Annotated in this window: 16 protein-coding genes; 10 read left to right on the top strand and 6 right to left on the bottom strand. The window is 67.6% G+C overall.

Annotated elements, in window-relative coordinates:
• Positions 1-28: 28 nt before the first annotated feature.
• The gene (locus IFE19_RS05110) at positions 29-454 is read right to left on the bottom strand and encodes a MerC family mercury resistance protein (protein WP_207826197.1); all 426 of its coding nucleotides are present in this window, start codon (positions 452-454) and stop codon (positions 29-31) included.
• A 7-nt stretch (positions 455-461) separates the two neighbouring features.
• A complete protein-coding gene (locus IFE19_RS05105) occupies positions 462-2,516 on the bottom strand; it encodes a TonB-dependent receptor (RefSeq protein WP_207826196.1) in 2,055 nt (684 codons plus the stop codon).
• A 176-nt stretch (positions 2,517-2,692) separates the two neighbouring features.
• Between IFE19_RS05105 and IFE19_RS05100 the strand changes: the two genes are divergently transcribed.
• The 7 genes from IFE19_RS05100 (at position 2,693) to IFE19_RS05070 (ending at position 11,647) form a co-directional block, all read left to right on the top strand.
• A complete protein-coding gene (locus IFE19_RS05100; protein ID WP_207826195.1) occupies positions 2,693-3,820 on the top strand; it encodes a PepSY-associated TM helix domain-containing protein in 1,128 nt (375 codons plus the stop codon).
• 93 nt (positions 3,821-3,913) lie between these two features.
• The gene (locus IFE19_RS05095; protein ID WP_207826193.1) at positions 3,914-4,339 is read left to right on the top strand and encodes a hypothetical protein; all 426 of its coding nucleotides are present in this window, start codon (positions 3,914-3,916) and stop codon (positions 4,337-4,339) included.
• Between the two features lie 60 nt (positions 4,340-4,399).
• On the top strand, positions 4,400-5,698 hold the full coding sequence (locus tag IFE19_RS05090) for a TolC family protein (RefSeq protein ID WP_046652900.1): 1,299 nt from the start codon (positions 4,400-4,402) through the stop codon (positions 5,696-5,698).
• Positions 5,695-6,957: an efflux RND transporter periplasmic adaptor subunit gene (locus tag IFE19_RS05085; RefSeq protein ID WP_046652901.1), complete on the top strand. Its 1,263-nt coding sequence runs from the start codon at positions 5,695-5,697 to the stop codon at positions 6,955-6,957. The genes IFE19_RS05090 and IFE19_RS05085 overlap by 4 nt, the downstream gene beginning before the upstream one ends.
• A gap of 14 nt (positions 6,958-6,971) precedes the next feature.
• Positions 6,972-10,175 carry an efflux RND transporter permease subunit gene (locus IFE19_RS05080; RefSeq protein ID WP_178826551.1) on the top strand — a complete coding sequence of 1,068 codons (3,204 nt, stop codon included), beginning with the start codon at positions 6,972-6,974 and terminating at the stop codon, positions 10,173-10,175.
• A 77-nt stretch (positions 10,176-10,252) separates the two neighbouring features.
• Complete coding sequence (locus tag IFE19_RS05075; RefSeq protein ID WP_003164980.1) at positions 10,253-10,984, top strand: HupE/UreJ family protein; 732 nt, start codon at positions 10,253-10,255, stop codon at positions 10,982-10,984.
• A gap of 15 nt (positions 10,985-10,999) precedes the next feature.
• Positions 11,000-11,647: a hypothetical protein gene (locus IFE19_RS05070; RefSeq protein WP_003164981.1), complete on the top strand. Its 648-nt coding sequence runs from the start codon at positions 11,000-11,002 to the stop codon at positions 11,645-11,647.
• Between the two features lie 461 nt (positions 11,648-12,108).
• Here IFE19_RS05070 and IFE19_RS05065 read toward each other — a convergent pair whose 3' ends face one another.
• Positions 12,109-12,552: a MerR family transcriptional regulator gene (locus IFE19_RS05065; protein ID WP_003164983.1), complete on the bottom strand. Its 444-nt coding sequence runs from the start codon at positions 12,550-12,552 to the stop codon at positions 12,109-12,111.
• 74 nt (positions 12,553-12,626) lie between these two features.
• On the opposite strand from IFE19_RS05065, the gene IFE19_RS05060 reads away from it, so the two are divergent.
• From IFE19_RS05060 to merA, 3 genes are all read left to right on the top strand, one after another.
• A complete protein-coding gene (locus IFE19_RS05060) occupies positions 12,627-13,037 on the top strand; it encodes a mercuric transporter MerT family protein (protein WP_003164984.1) in 411 nt (136 codons plus the stop codon).
• Positions 13,038-13,056: 19 nt separating this feature from the next.
• Positions 13,057-13,359, top strand: coding sequence for a heavy-metal-associated domain-containing protein (locus IFE19_RS05055; protein WP_223850727.1), 303 nt, complete (start codon positions 13,057-13,059; stop codon positions 13,357-13,359).
• 238 nt (positions 13,360-13,597) lie between these two features.
• Entirely contained in the window at positions 13,598-14,974 is a 1,377-nt protein-coding gene (merA, locus tag IFE19_RS05050) for a mercury(II) reductase (protein WP_280523757.1), read from the top strand.
• Between the two features lie 54 nt (positions 14,975-15,028).
• Here the strand turns inward: merA and IFE19_RS05045 are convergent, their stop codons facing one another.
• The 3 genes from IFE19_RS05045 to IFE19_RS05035 all read right to left on the bottom strand — a co-directional run bounded on the left by IFE19_RS05045 (position 15,029) and on the right by IFE19_RS05035 (position 17,971).
• Positions 15,029-16,255: an NAD(P)/FAD-dependent oxidoreductase gene (locus IFE19_RS05045; RefSeq protein WP_178826553.1), complete on the bottom strand. Its 1,227-nt coding sequence runs from the start codon at positions 16,253-16,255 to the stop codon at positions 15,029-15,031.
• A 159-nt stretch (positions 16,256-16,414) separates the two neighbouring features.
• Positions 16,415-17,140, bottom strand: a complete 726-nt coding sequence (gene hutC, locus IFE19_RS05040; protein ID WP_035285203.1) for a histidine utilization repressor — start codon at positions 17,138-17,140, stop codon at positions 16,415-16,417.
• A gap of 111 nt (positions 17,141-17,251) precedes the next feature.
• Entirely contained in the window at positions 17,252-17,971 is a 720-nt protein-coding gene (locus IFE19_RS05035; protein ID WP_178826555.1) for a PepSY domain-containing protein, read from the bottom strand.
• Between the last annotated feature and the right edge of the window lie 9 nt (positions 17,972-17,980).

Genomic DNA, 17,980 nt, shown 5'->3' with positions numbered 1-17,980 from the left:
GCCGGATCGACAGAAGGGGTCGAGGCGTTCAGCAGGCGCCGCAAGGCGAGGCGAAACGACGTCGCCAGTTGAGTCCGTGAGCGGCGATCAGGATCAGTCCCCCGAAGACGGTGACGAGCGTCCCCCAGGCGGCCGAGGGCGTTTCCGTTGCGCCCGCAAAAAGCAGGACCACGCCGAGCGTCGCCAGCCCGATCACGATCCTGGAAAGGCCGCGCCGCTCCCGGAGCAGGGTCCAGCCGGACAGGGCTGCGGCGGCGAAGGCCAGGGCCCAGTGCGCCCATGCCGTCTGCACCCAGGCGCCCGCCAGGGACAGGGCGCCGGCGGCGACGGACAGGACCAGGCAATGGACCAGGCACAGGCTGGACAGGAGAATGGACAGGGCGTCGCCCGTCCGTCCTCCGGCGCGCCCGCCGATCCCTGGCCTTGCGGCCCCCTGTTCCACCGTCGCCGTCATCTTCGGCCTAGAACCGGTAGGCCACGCCGAGGCGCAGATTACGGCCCGGCAGGGGCGCGATGTCCTTGAGGAAGGAGACGTGCTCGCGCGCCTCCTCGTTGGTCAGGTTCCGGGCCTCGGCGAAGACCGTCACATTGCGGTCCGCCAACGGCCTCCAGGCCCCCGAGAGATTCAGCAGGGTATAGCCGTCCGTCGGCATTTCCCCCTCGGCCACCTCGTCCTGCAGGCCGACCCGGCGCACCTCGACGGCGGCGTCGAACGGCTTTGACGTCCACGCCAGGCGGGCGGTCGCCGAATAGGGCGGGATCCGCGCCGCCGGTCCCAGGTCGGTGTCGGCCTTGACGTAGTCGGCGGCGCCTTCCAGCGACAGCTTGCGCGCGCCGCTCTCCCACAGGGCGTAGGCGCCTTCGGCCTCGAAACCATAGAAGTCCGCCCCGGTCTGGACGAACTGATAGATCGGGAAGAGCTCGCCCTCGGCGTCGAAACTCTCGCCCGTGGGCCGCTCGTCGATGAAGCCGTCGTATTTGGATCCGTACAGGTGGAGGTCCCCGCTGAAGCGGCCCTTGTCGTAGTGGGCCGTGGCCTCCAGGGTCGTCACCTTCTCGGAGTCCAGGTCGACATCCCCGGCCTCATAGGCGGCCGTGGCGACGTGCAGGCCGTTCGCGAACAGCTCGACCTCGCTGGGCGCCCGCTCGTTACGCGCCAGGCTCAGGCCGAGGAAGAGGCCCGGAGCCGGGCGCAGGAAGACCGCGCCGGACGCCGACCAGTTGTCAAACCGGCGCTCCACCTGATCCGCGGTTCCCAGCGGCGTGGCCGCCAGGGTGCGTCGATCGAACCGCAGACCGCCTTCGAAGCCGAGGCCGCCGCGGTCAAGGCGCTGGACGGTGTAGACGCCCGTCTCCTCGATATCGACCGAGGGGATATAGGCCTCGGCGCCGACCGCTTCGAAGGTGCGTGACAGGCCCTGGACGCCGACCGCACCGTTCCAGCCGTTCCGTTCGCGCTGGACCAGGTCAATCCGCACTTCCTGGCCGTCCGAGTTGAACACCGTGCCCGGCTCGCCCGGTCCTTCGAACTCGGTATGGGTGTATTCGGCATGGCCGTAGGCGCCGCGGATCGCTTTGAAAGGCCCCGCCTCGAACCGGTATTCGCCGCGCACGTCCTCGCGCGTCTGGTCGAGGTCTATGAAGACATCGGGTTCGGCGACGGTGCCGTATTCGCTCTGCGTGTCCTTGTAGGAGACGCCGATGAAGCCCTTGGAGCCGATGTAGGAGCCGCCGACGCCCCAGGTCGTCAGATCGGTATAGCTGTTGGCCTGGGTCCCGCCCGGTCCGCGCTCGACGCCTTCGGCTTCGGCCAGGCGGCGAGAGATCGCAGGCGACGGGATGTCATAGTCGTCGGTCTTGCGCCGCACGCCGTCGATGTTGAAGGCGAAGGGGCCCGCGCCGATGGTGACGCGGCCGAAGAGGCTGCGTCCGTCGTCGACGCTGGAGGCCTGGGTGGAGACCACGCCCGAAAGGCCGCCTTCCGGCAGTTCCGTCGGAACCCGGTCGTCGATGATGTTGACCACCCCGCCGATGGCGGAGCCGCCATAGACCAGGGTCGCCGGCCCGCGGATGATCTCGACCCGGCTGGCCTCGGCCGGATCCGTCGCCACGGCGTGGTCGGGCGAGATGGAACTGGCGTCGATCAGGCCGATGCCATTGCTCAGAACCTGGACCCGCGGACCGGACAGGCCGCGAATGACCGGGCGACTGGCGCCGGGCGCGAAGCTGGTCGACCGCAGGCCGGGCCGCCCGGCCAGAAGATCTCCCAGGGACGAGGCCGGCGCAACGGCCAGGGCCTCTTCGTCCAGCACGTCGGTGGCGATCACGGTGGCGCGGTGGCTGACGCCATAGGGCGCCGCCGTGACGATCACGTCCGCCACCTCGACGACCTCCTCCGGCGCCTTCTGGGCCTGGGCCTGGCTCTGGGCGGCGGCGGCCCCGGCCAGGCAGCTCCAGGCGGCGGCCGTCAGGAGGAGAAGACGCGGCGACCGGACGGGGGAAAGCGATACAGACATGGGGAACCTCGGACGGCGAAGACCGCGCCGCAACCTGTTATGAGATAACATCACGACCCGTCAAGACGCCTCGACCTTCGCCCTCCTTCCGGGCCGCCCGTCGACCATTCCGTTGCGACGGACTTGCGACTGAAAATCAGCCTGCTAAGGACGAAAGCGCCCATCGTGAGCCCATCATGACCGCATCCCTTTCCAGCCGACTGCGTCGCCTCTGGCTGGACGTCCATCTCTGGATCGGCGTGGGGCTGTTGATCGCCATCATTCCGCTCTCGACCTCCGGCGCCATCCTGGTCTGGAAAGACGGGCTGGAGCGCCTCACTCACCCCGAACGCTATGCGGTCAGCGGTCCGGACGTCAGGCAGGCGCCGTCGATCTATGTCCAGGCCGCCGAGACCGCCTTCAAGGGCCAGGCCGACTTCACCCAGCTTCGCCTGCCGGAGAAGGCGGGAGACCCGGTCGTGGTGGTGGCTCGGCTGAAGGAAGAAGACGCATCCGGCGGCCGACTGCGCAATCTCAACGTCTGGATTGATCCCCCAACCGGCAAGGTTCTCGGTCTGGCCGACGTCTCTCGCGCCTTACCCCAATGGCTGCACCGACTGCACGGGTCTCTCTTCATTCCGAAAGTCGGCCCCAAGTTCGTCGGCGGGCTGGGCTGGGCCATGTTCGTCAGTTGCGCCACCGGCCTGTGGTTATGGTGGCCGCGAAACGGCGCCGTGCTGAAGGCCCTGCGCTGGCGCCGCGGTCCGTCCATGCTGTTCAACCTGCACCACATGATCGGTTTCTGGATCTGCCTGCCGCTGGCCGTCCTGTCCCTGACCCGTGTCTACATATCCTTCCCCCAGACCAGCCGCGCCCTGTTCGGGGTCCACCAAGCCGAAGCCGGATCCTCCGCGCCGCAGGGCGACCGCTTCGCCCCGCCGATCCCCCATCCCAGTCTTGAGATCGACGCCGTGCTCCGAAGCGCCCAAGCCTCGACGGCGGGGGCCCGGATCATCAGCATCAGCGCGCCGATCATAGGAAATGAGCCCTCCTGGCGCATTCAGATCGCCCCGCCGGGACAACCAGCTCCCACAACCCTGCAGATCGTCGACGCCTCCGGCCAGATCAAGCCTGGCCAAGGTCCGACGGGCGGTGGTGATCCCCTCTCCCGCTGGATGCGCAACATCCACGACGGCGGCGACACCGGCCTGATCTGGCAGACCATCATCGTCCTGGGCGGCGTCTCCCCGGTGATCCTGTCGATCACGGGCCTGATCATGTGGCTTCGTCGGCGGGCCATGGCCCGCCGACGGGCCGAAGCGTGACGATGGCCGCGCCGCCCTCCGCCCCAGCGACCATCAGTCCGTTGCGCGGGATACGATTTTCCCCTAACGGAATTTGATCTGGGAATTTTCAACTTGCCGCGACTGATCCGCCTCCTTTGCATCTATCTCGGCGTGACCATCATGGTCGCGGTGCAGATGCATGGGGTGCTCAACAACCAGCACCGCGTCCAACACGGCACACAGTTCCCCGGCGTGTCCTATGAGGCCATGGCGGACGTGGCCCACGACCACGATCATCACCCCGATCAGGTCCAGGCCGGTGAAACGCCGGGAAGCGACGCGTCTCTCGACGCCGCCGATAATGGCCAGGACGCCCCCTATAATCATCACCACAACGGCGGCGGCGATATCCACCTCGCCTTGACCAGCCCGGCGCATCCCGCCGGATCCGGCCTCATGGCCGCCGTCGACCTGGGGCCTTCGCCTCACGCCCTGCCGCCCGGCCTCACCGGCGACGGCCCTTCACGCCCTCCAAGACACGCGCGCCTGATCGCCTGATCCTGCGCGGCCGCTCGGCCGCGCGCGCCCCTGTTCTGGAGACTATCCTTGAGACATCCCATGTCCGGCCCCGCCGGATCGTGGGCGCGTCGTGCGGCCGTTTCGGCCCTCGCGCTCACACTCGCGGCGGCCTGGCCGCCCGTCGAGGCGCTCGCCCAGGCGACGCCCGCGACCGCCCCTGCCCGCCCCCTTCCTCTGGAAGAGGCCCTACGCCGCGCCGTCGGGGCCGATCCCGCCCTGGCCGGAACCGCCGCTCGCACAGAGGCGGCGCAAGCCGGCGTGCGGCAGGCTGACGCTCGCCCGAACCCTGTCGTCGGCCTGATGGTCGAGAACCTCCCCACGTTCGGCGGAGGAGACATTCTCGGCCGAACCGAGACGACCCTCTCCTATGAGCAGCGCCTGGAGAGAGGCGGAGACCGTTCCGCCCGGGTGACGCTGGCGCGCGGAGAAACCGGTCTCGTCGCCGCCCAGGCCCGCGTGGCCCAATTGGACCGGCTTGAACGGGTCCAGCGCAACTGGTCCGAAGTCCTGACGGCCGAAGCCCAGCTGGAGATCGCCCGCGAACGGCTCGTCCTGGCCGAGCGCTTCCAGACGGAAGTGCAACGCCGGGTGAAAGCTGCGCGTGACCCGCTGTTCGCCGGAGCCCGCGCCGAAGCCGAACTGGCCCAGGCCCAGATCGACTTCGACCAGGCCGAGATCACGGTGCGCATGGCCCGCATCACCCTGGCCAAGTTCTGGGACGGCGGCGCAGATTTCGTCATCGGCGCCGCCGCGTTCGAGGACGTCAGCGCCGCCCGCGTCGCGGCGGGCGCGCCCGCCCAGGCCGATCTGGACGTCTTCGCGGCCCAGCGTTCCATCGCCGAGGGCCGCGCCCGCGTCGAGGAGGCGCGCGCTGTTCCCGACCCCACGGTCAGCGTCGGCGTCCGGCACATCTGGGACAGCGAGGTCGCCCTCGTCGTCGGCGGATCGATCCCCCTGCAGCGTTATGATCGAAACCAGGGCGCCATCGACCGCGCGCGCGCCGAAGGCCATGCCGCTCAGGCGGACATGAACGCCTTGCGCATCGACCGCGAACGCGAGATCGCCCGCCTGCAGGTCCAACTGCTGGCGCGGGCGAACGAAGCCCGACGCATCGCCGAGGAAACCCTGCCGCAAGCGCAACGCGCCGTGACCCTGGTCCGGGACGGCTTCGCGCGCGGCGGCTTCACCTACAACGACGTCATGAGCGCCCACACGGCCCTGTTGCAGACCCGGGCGCGCCGCGTGACGGCGCTTCAGGCCTTCCATCTTGATCGCGCCCGCCTTGACCGGCTGACCGGCGCCCATGCCGATCTGATCGGCCCGGAGATCCAACCATGATCCGCTCCATCTCCGCCCGCCTTCTCGGCGGGGCGGCCATGGCCGCCTGCGCCCTGGCCCTCTCCAGCTGCGGCGAGCGCGCCAAGCCGGCCGAGGGCGGCGAGGCCGAAGCGGCCGCCGCCGCCGACTATGAACGCGGCCCCCACAACGGCCGCCTGCTGCGCGACGGCGACTTCTCGCTCGAGATCACCATCTATGAGGAAGGTCCCGAGCCCCTGTTCCGCCTCTACCCCTACCTCAAGGACAAGCCCCTCGATCCCGCCCTTGTGTCGGCCGACATCGCGCTCACCCGCCTGGGCCCCAAGGTCGACCGTTTCCAGTTCACCCCGGAAAAGGACTATCTCGCCAGCCCCGGCGTCGTGTTCGAGCCCCACTCCTTCGACGTGGCCGTGAACGCGACCCAGGCCGCCAAGCGCTCGACCTGGACCTATCAGTCCTATGAAGGCCGCACGGTCATCACCCCGACGGCCGCCCAGGCCGGCGGGGTCACGACCCAGACGGCCGGCCCCGCCGTCCTCGGGGAAAGCCTGCCGCTCAGCGGGCGCGTCGAGATCACGCCGGAAGGCCAGAGCGAGGTCCACGCCCGCTACCCCGGTCGGGTCGTGGCCATGAACGTCCAGCTCGGCCAACGCGTCACGCGCGGCCAGGTCCTGGCGCGCGTGGAATCCAGCGAAAGCCTGCAGACCTACGCCGTCACGGCGCCGATCTCCGGCGTCATCCTGGCCAAGAACGCCAACCCCGGCGCCATCACCGGCAACGGCGCGCCCATGCTGGTCATCGGCGATCCGACCCGGCTTCACGCCGAGTTCTTCCTCTATCCGCGCGACGCCGAACGCGTGCGTGTCGGCCAGAGGGTGGAGGTGACGAGCCTGGCCGGCGAACACCGGGCCAGCGGCGTGATCGAAGCCATCCTGCCGTCGGATGACGTCCTGAGCCAGACCCTGGTCGCCCATGTCGAGCTGCCCTATCAGAACGGCGTCTGGCGTCCGGGTCTGGGCGTCCAGGGATCGGTCCAGGTCGGCGAAGGCGAGGCGCCGCTCGCGGTGCGGACCAAAGCCCTCCAGCCCTTCCGTGACTTCACCGTCGTCTACGCCAGGGTCGGAAACACCTATGAGGTGAGGATGCTCGAACTGGGCCGCCGCACCGACGAATGGACCGAGGTCCTCGGCGGCCTGGAGCCCGGGACCGAATATGTCGTCGACGGCGCCTTCCTCATTCGCGCGGACATCGAAAAGTCCGGCGCGAGCCATGACCACTAGGGGGCGCGCGCATCATGCTTGATCGCATCATCGCCCTGTCGATCCGCTTCCGATGGCTCGTCATGGGGCTGGTCCTCACGGCCTGCGTCGTCGGCGTCTGGAGTTTCCAGCGCCTGCCGATCGACGCCACCCCCGACATCACCAACGTCCAGATCCAGATCAATACGGAGGCGCCGGGCTATTCCCCGCTGGAAGCCGAACAACGCATCACCTTCCCCGTCGAGACGGCCGTCGCCGGCGTGCCGGGACTGCAATACACCCGCTCGGTCTCGCGCTACGGCCTGAGCCAGGTGACCGTCATCTTCGACGACGGCACCGACATCTATTTCGCTCGCCAGCTGGTGAACGAACGGCTGCAAGGCGCGCTCGGCCAGCTTCCGCCGGGGATCACACCGGAGCTGGGTCCCATCGCCACGGGGCTGGGCGAGATCTTCATGTATACGGTCGAAGCCGAGCCCGGCACCCGGAGGCCCGACGGCCAGCCCTATTCGACCGAGGACCTGCGCACCCTGCAGGATTGGGTCATCCGGCCCCAGCTTCGCAACACCCGTGGGGTCACCGAGGTCAACACCATCGGCGGCTATGAGCGGCAGTACCACGTCACCCCGCGACCAGAGCGGTTGTCCGCCTATGGCGTGACCATGGCCGAGATCGTCGAGGCGCTGGAGAAGAACAACGCCAACGTCGGCGCGGGCTATGTCGAACGCTACGGCGAACAGTATCTGATCCGGGTGCCGGGCCAGGCGACCAGCCGCGAGGATCTCGGCGCCGTGGTCATCGCTACGCGCGGCGGCGTGCCGATCCGCGTCGCCGACGTCGCGGACGTCGACATGGGCGAGGAGCTACGGACGGGGGCCGCGACCGAGAACGGCAAGGAGACGGTGCTGGCCACCGTCCTGATGCTGGCGGGCGAGAACAGCCGCGTCGTGGCCCAGGCCGCCGCGGCCAGCCTGGAGGAAGCCGCCAAGGCCCTGCCCAAGGGGGTGAAGGCGTCGCCGGTCTATGACCGGACCGACCTCGTCGAGCGGGCCGTCAAGACGGTCGAGAAGAACCTGGTCGAAGGCGCCCTGCTCGTCATCGTCGTCCTCTTCCTCCTGCTCGGAAACATCCGCGCCGCCCTGATCACGGCGGCGGTCATCCCCATCACCATGCTGATGACGATCACGGGCATGGTGCGCACCGGCACCTCGGGCAATCTGATGAGCCTGGGGGCGCTGGACTTCGGCCTGATCGTCGACGGCGCCGTCATCATCGTCGAGAACTGCCTGCGTCGCTTTGGTGAGGCCCAGCATCGTCTGGGGCGCATCCTGACCCGAGAGGAAAGGTTCGAACTGGCGGGCTCCGCCTCCAGCGAAGTGATCCGCCCCTCCCTGTTCGGGGTGATGATCATCACCCTCGTCTATGTGCCGATCTTCGCCCTGACCGGGGTCGAGGGCAAAACCTTCCATCCGATGGCCATCACCGTGGTCATCGCCCTGACGGCGGCCCTGCTGCTGTCCCTGACCTTTGTTCCCGCCGCCGTCGCCATGTTCGTCACGGGCAAGGTGGAGGAGAAGGACAGCTTCCTCATGCGCTGGGCGCGGATCGGCTATCAGCCCGCGCTCGACTTCGCCCTCAGGAGCCGCAGGCTGATGGTGGGGCTGGCCGTAGTCCTCGTCGTCATCGCCGGCTTCGGCGCTTCAAGAATGGGCTCGGAGTTCGTGCCCAATCTCGACGAAGGCGACATCGCCATGCACGCCCTGCGCATTCCGGGCACCAGCCTGACCCAGGCCGTCCAGATGCAGACCGCGCTGGAGGCCCGTCTGGCGAAATTCCCCGAGGTCGAGCGGGTCGTGGCCAAGATCGGCACCGCCGAAGTCGCCACCGATCCCGTTCCGCCGTCGGTCGCCGACACTTTCATCATGCTGAAGGACCGCAGGGACTGGCCTGATCCCCGCAAGTCGCGCGGGGACCTGGTCGCGGAGATGGAAGCCGCCGTCAGCGAGATTCCCGGCAGCAAATACGAGTTCACCCAGCCCATCCAGATGCGGTTCAACGAACTGCTGTCCGGCGTTCGCGCCGACGTCGCCGTCAAGATCTATGGCGACGATCTGGACGAACTCCTGCGGCTGGGCGCCGAGGTCGAGGCCGTCGTCGCTTCAGTCGAGGGATCGGCCGATCCCCAGACCGAGCAGATCACCGGCCTGCCGGTGCTGCAGATCACGCCTGATCGCACCGCCATGGCGCGCCTGGGCCTGAGCCTCGACGACGTCCAGTCGGTCATCTCGACCTCCATGGGCGGCACGACCGCGGGCCAGATCTTCGAGGGCGACCGTCGCTTCGACGTGGTGGTCCGCCTGCCGGAAGACCTGCGCTCGGACGTCAACGCCATCGGCCGCCTGCAGATTCCCCTGCCGGCCGCCGAGGGCCAGGCGCGCCGGTTCATTCCCCTGAGCGAGGTCGCCGTGATCGAACTCGTCAAGGGGCCGAACCAGATCAGCCGCGAAAACGGCAAGCGCCGCATCGTGGTGACAGCCAATGTCCGCGACCGCGATCTGGGCTCCTTCGTCGGCGAGGTGCAGAAGCGGATCGAAGCCGACGTGGTCGTCCCTGCCGGCTACTGGGTCACCTACGGCGGTACGTTCGAACAGCTGATCTCGGCGGCCAAACGGCTCCAACTGGTGGTGCCGGCGGTGCTGCTGCTGATCTTCGGCCTGCTGTTCGCCCTGTTCCGTTCGGTCAAGGACAGCGCCATCGTCTTCTCCGGCGTGCCCCTGGCGCTCACCGGCGGGGTCGCGGCCCTGATGCTCAGAGGCCTGCCGCTGTCGATCTCCGCCGGCGTCGGCTTCATCGCCCTCTCGGGGGTGGCGGTGCTGAACGGGGTGGTCATGGTCACCTTCATCCGCAGCCTGATCGCCGAGGGCAAACCCCTGGGCGAGGCCCTTCGCGAAGGCGCCCTGACCCGGCTGCGGCCGGTGCTGATGACCGCCCTGGTCGCCAGCCTCGGCTTCGTGCCCATGGCGCTCAACGTCGGGGCCGGCGCCGAGGTCCAGCGCCCGCTGGCCACGGTCGTGATCGGGGGGATCATCTCCTCAACCCTGCTCACCCTGCTCGTGCTGCCAGCCCTCTACAGCCTGGTGCACGGGCGATCGAAGCCTGACGGGACCACGGGCGCTGCACCCGGCGGCCTGGCCCGCTTCGATCCCCGGCGCTTCCTGCCTTTCAGCCGCCGGCCCTGAGGGCGTCCGGGCGGCGCGGCTTCGGCCGCGCCGCCCCCTTCCTCCCGCACACTCGATTTCCGCCCAAGAGGATTCACATGACAATCGCGTCCCGCCACGACCCCTGGTCCTGGCTGAAATCCCCAGCGACGGCGCTTCTGGCCGTCCTCATCTTCTTCATCATCGACGGCGCCGCCGCCCAGGCGCTCGCCCACGGCGTGGCCGAGGGCGACAAGGGCTATATCCAGGAAACCTCCGGGATCGTCTTCTGGCCGTTCGTCTATCTCGGCGCCAAGCACATGGTGACCGGGTACGACCACCTGCTGTTCCTGTTCGGGGTGATCTTCTTCCTCTACCGGCTGAAAGACATCAGCATCTACGTGACCATGTTCGCCATCGGTCACTCCACGACCCTGCTGCTCGGCGTGCTGACCAACATCAGCGTCTCCAGCTACCTGGTGGATGCGATCATCGGCCTGTCGGTCGTCTACAAGGCGCTCGACAACCTGGGCGCCTTCCAGCGCTGGTTCGGCTTCCAGCCCAACACCAAGGTCGCCACCCTGGTGTTCGGCCTGTTCCACGGCTTCGGCCTGGCCACCAAGCTGCAGGACTTCCAGCTGTCCCCCGACGGCCTGTTGGTCAATCTCGTCGCCTTCAACATCGGCGTGGAGATCGGCCAGCTTCTGGCGCTCGGCGCCATCCTCATCGTCATGGGTTTCTGGCGCCGCAGCGAGAGCTTTTTCAAACACGCCTATCTCGCCAACGTCGTCCTCATGACCCTCGGCTTCATTCTGACGGGCTACCAGCTCGTCGGCTATTTCGTCGCCTGACCGGAGACCTGAACCATGTACAACGCTGACAAACCCCGCCTGTCCGACCTGCCCACCACGGGTCAGTTGCTCCGCTCGACCGGCATCGCCGCCGTCGTCGCCGCCGGCCTGCTCGTCACTGTCGTCCTGCCGTCCGAGTACGGCGTCGATCCGACCCGGGTGGGAACGGTCTTCGGCCTGACCGAGATGGGCCGGATCAAGGTCTCCCTGGCTGCGGAAGCCAAGGCGGACGAGGCGATGGACGCCGCTGCAGCCGCGGCTCCGATCGAGGCGAGTCCAGCGCCCGTCGTCGTCGCTGCGGTCGCCCAATCCGCGGCCGCCAGCCCGGCGCCCGACGCCGCCTCCGGCCAGCGCACCGATGAAACCATACTGACCCTGGCGCCCGACCAGGGCGCCGAAATCAAACTGGTCATGACGGAGGGCGCCAAGGCCCGCTTCACCTGGACGAGCAGCGGCGGACGCCTGAACTTCGACACCCACGCGGATCGCCCCGGCGTCTCCTACCACGGCTACGGCAAGGGCTCGTCCCAGAGCGAAACCGGCGAACTGACGGCGGCCTTCACCGGCAGTCACGGCTGGTTCTGGCGCAATCGCACGGGCGCACCCGTGACAGTCACCCTCAAGACCGAAGGTGCCTACACCGAAGTGAAACGCGTCGTCTGATCCACAGGGGGTTCACGCCTTCGTCGTCGGCCGGCGGTTCCGCCGCCGGTCAATGACAGAGACAGGAGAGCGAGCGGCCTCACCGCCTGGACCACGGCCAGCGCCTGTGTCGCTCGTCGATCACATAGGGATCGGCATGCGTAGTCTCATCCGTCCCCTTGTCCTGCACGTGATCCTGCAGGTGCGGATCGCCCCGCCCGCCGCAGCAGCCAGGCTGATCGCCAGCAGTCCGCGCAGACACGGCGCCAGGGCGAAGAGACCAACGCCGTCGGTCAACCGCCGGAGGAAGGGGCGCGCGCGTCTGGCTGAGGGCCGGCAAGGTGGCGCTGACGACAAACAGGCCGATATGACGAAGCCGACCGAGGTCGCCGAGGTTGTTGTAGCTCCTGAAGGCCAGAAGGACGGCCACCACCCACACCCTATGACGGCGTAGAAATCATCGACTTAAATTTCGCAACCCATCAAACGGGGTGCACCGCTTCGGTGTCGAACAGCGCCTCGATGATGGGGCAGTCCGGCGTCGAGCCTTCGGCGCAACGGGCCACCATGTCGGAAAGAACCCGCTCCATCGCCCGCAAGCTGACGATCTTGGAGCGCACATCAGTCAGGTGCACGGCGGCCACTTCGCGGACCTCGGTACAGGGTCGATCCCGCTGTTCCGCCAAGTCCAGCAGGGCTCGAACCTCATTCAGCGTGAAACCGAGATCACGAGCCCGCCGAACGAAGTTTAACCGAAGGAGGTGCCCCCCGCCGTAGAGGCGGTGCCCCCCGTCGCTGCGAGCCGGCGCAGGGATCAAGCCGATCCGCTCATAGTAGCGGACGGTCTCGATGTTGACGCCGGTTCGGCGCGACAGCACGCCGATCGCGAACTGCGGCGTCGTGTCACGCAGGGCGAATTTGTCCATCGAAGATAAAGCCCTTGTATCTGTAGTCGCTACAGACCCTATCTTGCCTTCATCACCAAGAGAAGGAGTGGGCAATGGCCGCCTCGGACGGCATCGAGAACCCCAACGGAAACGCCGCGGCCCCAGCCGACAAGTCGTCCAGCCGTGCGTGGCTGGCGGTTGCAGGCCTTGCTGCCGCGATCGGCGCGTCGTCCTGCTGTGTTCTGCCGCTGGTGTTGTTCGCGCTCGGCGTCAGCGGGGCCTGGATCGGCAACGTCACGGTCCTCGCGCCCTATCAACCCTATTTCATCGTTGCGGCGGTGGCTTTCCTGGGTGTCGGATTCTTCCGCGTCTATCGTCGTCCTCGCACCGCCTGCGCCGAAGGCGAGACCTGCGCTCGACCGGGCTCCACCCGCCTTGTCAAGATCGCGCTTTGGGCGGCGTCCGTGCTCGTCGCCATCGCCGTCGCATTTCCCTATGTTGCGCCGCTGCTACTCGGCGCGTGAGTTCCTGGAGATCAAGGCCATGACCCTTTCCATCCGCGCCGCCCTTGCAGTTGCAGCGGCGCTTTTCACTGCCGAAACGGCGCAGGCGGCCGAACGCACGGTGACGCTGGATGTCACCAATGTGTCCTGTGTGACGTGCGCCCCTATCGTTCGACGCGCTATCTCGCGGGTTCCGGGCGTTACGGCTGTATCCGTGAACCCTGGCGACGCCGGACGGGCCGTGGCGACCGTGACCTACGACGACGTGCGAGTGACGCCGACAGTCCTGGCTCAGGCCTCGACCAACGCCGGCTATCCCGCGCGTGTTCGGGCCAGCCACTAGCGGAACCAGGTTTCGCTAGTGGGCGTCATCGGCACGAACATCGGCGGCGCCATGCAGTTCTACTTCCTGACGAGCCCACCCGTTCCGGCCTTCCCTGCCGTCGCGCCGTAGCGGGCCGCCAGGCCTGTCCGGTTGCAGGCCGCCCGCCCAACGGCGGACACAAGATTTGAAAGCACCGAGCAGTATGAGTGACTGTCGCCCTCTCTCCCGGAACGCCGCAGAGACCTATGATCTGGTCGTGATCGGCGCTGGCTCAGCCGGCTTCTCCGCCGCCATTACGGCAGCCGAAGAGGGAGCGCGGGTAGCGCTCGTCGGCGCCGGAACGATTGGCGGGACCTGCGTGAACATAGGCTGCGTGCCGTCGAAAGCGTTGATCCGCGCGGTGGAGCCCCTGCACCAGGCGCGGGCCGCAAGCCGTTTCGACGGCGTGAGAGCCACTGCTGAAATCAGCGCCTGGTCCGAGGTGATCCGCCAGAAGGACCAACTGGTGAACGCTCTGCGTCAGGCCAAATACGAAGATGTCCTGCAAGGCTACGACGCCATCGCCTACCACGAAGGCGCAGCCAGGCTCGTCTTGGGCGGCGTGGAGGTCGGCGATGTCCGGCTCACCACCGACAAGGTGATCATCGCGACGGGATCGCGACCGGCGATTCCGGCGATCGCTGGGATCGACACTGTCCCCTATCTGACCAGCACGACCGCGCTCGAACTGGAGGCGCTGCCGCAGTCCTTGCTGGTGATCGGTGGTGGATACATAGGCGCGGAATTGGCTCAGATGTTCAGCCGGGCCGGCGTGCAGGTCACGCTCGTGTGCCGGTCACGTCTGTTGCCGGAAGGTGAACCCGAGATCAGCGAGGCGCTGCAACGCTACCTCTCAGACGAGGGCGTCACCGTGGTTGTCGGGGCGACCTACGAGGCTATCGCCCATTCGGAAACGGACGTGTCGCTCACCCTTACGCAGGGCGACAGCCGGAGGGTGCTCACCGCCGAGCGCGTGCTCATGACGACAGGCCGGATCGCCAACTCGGACGGCCTGGGTCTTGCCGAGTCGGGGGTCAGCGTCTCCGAAAACGGAGGAATCGTCGTGGACGACCGGATGCGCACGACCCGCCCCGGCGTCTACGCCGTCGGTGACGTCACCGGGCGTGACCAGTTCGTCTATATGGCGGCCTACGGTGCCAGGCTCGCTGCTCGAAACGCGCTCAACGGCGACAGTCTGTCCTACGACAACAGCGCCATGCCGGCGGTCGTGTTCACCGATCCCCAGGTGGCGACGGTCGGGCTCACGGAAGCCGCCGCACGGGCGGCCGGGCATGATGTCCAAACCTCGATGATCACCCTGGATCACGTCCCGCGCGCGCTCGCGGCCAGAGACACGCGCGGGCTCATCAAGCTGGTGGCGGATCGCGGCACGCGGCGGCTCCTCGGCGCGCACATTCTTGCTCCGGAAGGGGCCGACAGCATCCAGACCGCAGCGGTGGCCATCAAGTGCGGAATGACGGTGGAGCAGTTGGGCGACACGATCTTCCCCTATCTCACGACCGTCGAGGGCCTGAAACTGGCGGCGCTGACGTTCAACAAGGACGTCGCCAAACTCTCTTGCTGCGCCGGTTGAGGGCCAAGACGCGATGCTTCCCGCTGCGACGGCTATCGGCTGCTGCGCGCCGGATCAGACGCTCTTCATCGAAACAGAGGGGTCCGCCAGCAGGACCGGATCCACTGGCGTCGCCTTGCCGATCAGCAGCCGTCCGCCCATGAAATCGGCCGGGGCGTTGACCGCTTCGACGCAAACGATGCGGTCGCCATTCAGGTGGAAGACGGCGAAAGCGCCGCTGGCCGGATCGCCACGCACCACCTGATGGTCGGCGTCAAACGGAAGGCCGGCGATCTGAAGCTTGACGTCATACTGGTCCGACCAGAACCAGGGCACTTCGGCCGCCGGGGGCGCTCGGCCGACGATGGCGGCGGCGGCCTGCTTGGCCTGTTCCAGGGAGTTCGGAACGCTTTCCAGCCGATGCATCCGCCCGCCGTGGACCGGGATGGGCCGATGGGTGACGTCGCCGATGGCGTAGATTGAGGGATCCGCCGTGCGGGCGTTCTCATCCACGACCACGCCGTTCTCACAAGGCAGACCCGCCGTTCGCGCCAGGGCTTCGCGCGCCAGGGCGCCGACGCCGACCAGAACCGCGTCCGCAGCGATCAGGGTTCCGTCCGCCAGCCGGACGCCTTCGGGGCGAACGCCGCCGCCCTCAAAGCCCGACACCTCGGCGCCGGTCAGAATCTCGACGCCGCGCGCCCGGTGATAGTCGGTGAAGAAGGCGGACAGGGTTTCCGACGCCACGCGCGCCAGCACCCGGTCCATGCGCTCGATCACCACCGCCTCGGCGCCGAGGGCGCGGGCCGAGGCTGCCGCCTCCAGTCCGACATAGCCGCCGCCGACCACGGCCAGACGCTTGCCGGGGGCGAGCGCAGATTTCAGTCGTTCGGCGTCGTTCAGCGTGCGCAGTTCCATGAGGTCGGGGCGGTCGGCTCCGGGGATGGCCAGCTTGCGCGCCATCGAGCCCGTGGCCAGGATCAGCACGTCGTAGGCTTCGACCACGCCGTCAGCGAAGGTCACCGCCTTGGCTCCCGCGTCGATGGCGGTCGCGGTGACGCCGGTGCGCAGGTCGATCTGCTGCTCGGCGTAGAAGCTCTCGGGGCGCAGCAGCAGGTCCTCCAGACCCGCCTCCCCCTTCAGCCAGGCCTTGGACAAGGGCGGTCGCTGATAGGGCGCCGCCGCCTCCTCGCCCGCCAGGACGATCTCGCCCGCAAAGCCATACTGCCTCAGCAGCGCCGCCGCCGAGCCCCCCGCGTGTCCCGCGCCGATAATCAGAACCCTGGTCGAGTTTGCAGACATTGAGCCCCTGCTTCCTGATTCCACATTTTCGTCAGAAGCGACGTCCGTCGCAGCGAATTTTGTAAATGGCGCAGGGCTCCGCCTCGCGCCGTCCGTCCGCCAGGGCCGCCATCTCCTGGAACAAGAGGCCCAGGGCTCGGTCGAGCCCGGGTCGGCGTCCTAGTCCGAAGCCTCTGCAGGGTCCGAGGGCGCGAACCGCGCTCCGAGATCATAGGCTTCCCCTGGAAAGGTCAGTCGAACGAAGGTGATGCGCTCCGCTCGCCGCCACGTCCGGCGTTCGAGGGAAAGGCAGGCCGCAGCAGGATCGATCCCTAGGGTCAGCGCGGTTGCGCGGGACACGTTCACGGCTCGGATTCTGTGCTCGGCTTCCGTCCAGGGAACGCGCTCCAGCAGCCATGTGCCGGGCGGACCCTGGGTAAAATCGGCGTCCCGGGCCTGGGGCACGGAGGCCAGGCTGATCAACCGTTCCTCGAGCGCGAAAGGACGACCGCTGCTGCGGTGGAGGCAGCGCAACTCGATCACCTCGCCGGATGCGGCGAGTGCAAGTTCTTCCGCGTCCCGCTTGTGCGCGGCCCGGACCTTCCGGGACAGGAGTTCGAAATCATAGGGTTCGCCGCGATTGAGAATCTCGGCCTGTATGTCCGGGATATCCAGCACGAAGGAATGTATCCGCGGCCGCGCCACAAAGGACCCGAAGCGTCGACGGCGTATGATCATGCCCCGTTCCGCCAGCGGCGCGAGGGCCTTGTTCACGGTCATGCGCGAACAACCATACTCCTCCATCAGCTCATGCTCGAAGGGGATGCGGAACCCGGGCGACCATTCGCCCGACAGGATGCGGTCGGCGATGTCGGAGCGGATGCGTCGGTGGAGCGTGAGATCCATGGAGTCGTTCCTCCCCGTCATGTCCGTTAATCGGGCCAAGCTTCAGCTTGGCCCGCATTGGCCGCCAATCCAACAGGAAGGCGCCGGGGCGCAGAACGCCCCGGCGCAGTCTCAACGGCGGCGCTGCAGCCATTCGATCCCGTCATGGATATAGGCGAAATCCTGGCGTCGGAAGGCGCTGAACAACATGATGAAACCGCTCAGGGCCAACCACAGACACCCGGTGGCGATGATGATGATCAGCGGATGGTTGAAACTCTGGCGATCCGTGTAGTCCATGATGTGGATCATCCAGAAGAAGTCCCAGAGCCGCCAGGTGTTGGTCTTGGCGCCCGCGACCTCGCCGGTGACGGCGTTCAGGATCAGGGTCGTCTTCTCCTTGTCCGCGAACTCGACCCGCCAGGCCGGAAGCGCGAAATCTCGCGTCTCCAGCGTCGGCTTCTCGACCAGAGCCACGGAGGTCACCGGCGCTGTGCCGTTGAAGGCTGCGACGGCCAGCGTCTTGGCGCGGGCGTCGTCGATGACGATGCGGCGACCGTCCACGGGGTCGACCAGTTGGACGCCGCTGGGCGTCGTGGCGGCGTAAACCCAGGCGTCTTGCAAGGGACGCAGCTCGATCCGGGAAATCGGCTGGCCCACCGCCTGGGCGACCTGAGCCAGCGACAGCACCCCAGCGGGCGTGGGCGACGGCGTAGAGTGGACGATGGAATCTTCACCAGCCACCTTGCGGTGATCGATCAGCGCCATGGCGGCGCCGCTGATGGCCCAGAGCAGAAATTGAAGACCCAGGACCAGGCCGAACCATTTGTGCAGTCTACGGATTAGAAACATCTGATGATC

Source organism: Brevundimonas pondensis, assembly GCF_017487345.1.
In the GTDB taxonomy this organism is placed as follows: Bacteria; Pseudomonadota; Alphaproteobacteria; order Caulobacterales; family Caulobacteraceae; genus Brevundimonas; species Brevundimonas pondensis.
The sequence above is the reverse complement of the archived record's forward strand: the minus strand, read 5'-3'. Positions and strand labels throughout refer to the sequence as shown.

Coding starts and splice junctions, on each gene's coding strand:
- IFE19_RS05110 (WP_207826197.1), bottom strand. CDS start 454: ATGACGGCGACGGTGGAACAGGGGGCCGCAAGGCCAGGGATCGGCGGG.
- IFE19_RS05105 (WP_207826196.1), bottom strand. CDS start 2,516: ATGTCTGTATCGCTTTCCCCCGTCCGGTCGCCGCGTCTTCTCCTCCTG.
- IFE19_RS05100 (WP_207826195.1), top strand. CDS start 2,693: ATGACCGCATCCCTTTCCAGCCGACTGCGTCGCCTCTGGCTGGACGTC.
- IFE19_RS05090 (WP_046652900.1), top strand. CDS start 4,400: ATGTCCGGCCCCGCCGGATCGTGGGCGCGTCGTGCGGCCGTTTCGGCC.
- IFE19_RS05085 (WP_046652901.1), top strand. CDS start 5,695: ATGATCCGCTCCATCTCCGCCCGCCTTCTCGGCGGGGCGGCCATGGCC.
- IFE19_RS05080 (WP_178826551.1), top strand. CDS start 6,972: ATGCTTGATCGCATCATCGCCCTGTCGATCCGCTTCCGATGGCTCGTC.
- IFE19_RS05075 (WP_003164980.1), top strand. CDS start 10,253: ATGACAATCGCGTCCCGCCACGACCCCTGGTCCTGGCTGAAATCCCCA.
- IFE19_RS05070 (WP_003164981.1), top strand. CDS start 11,000: ATGTACAACGCTGACAAACCCCGCCTGTCCGACCTGCCCACCACGGGT.
- IFE19_RS05065 (WP_003164983.1), bottom strand. CDS start 12,552: ATGGACAAATTCGCCCTGCGTGACACGACGCCGCAGTTCGCGATCGGC.
- IFE19_RS05060 (WP_003164984.1), top strand. CDS start 12,627: ATGGCCGCCTCGGACGGCATCGAGAACCCCAACGGAAACGCCGCGGCC.
- IFE19_RS05055 (WP_223850727.1), top strand. CDS start 13,057: ATGACCCTTTCCATCCGCGCCGCCCTTGCAGTTGCAGCGGCGCTTTTC.
- IFE19_RS05045 (WP_178826553.1), bottom strand. CDS start 16,255: ATGTCTGCAAACTCGACCAGGGTTCTGATTATCGGCGCGGGACACGCG.
- hutC (WP_035285203.1), bottom strand. CDS start 17,140: ATGGATCTCACGCTCCACCGACGCATCCGCTCCGACATCGCCGACCGC.
- IFE19_RS05035 (WP_178826555.1), bottom strand. CDS start 17,971: ATGTTTCTAATCCGTAGACTGCACAAATGGTTCGGCCTGGTCCTGGGT.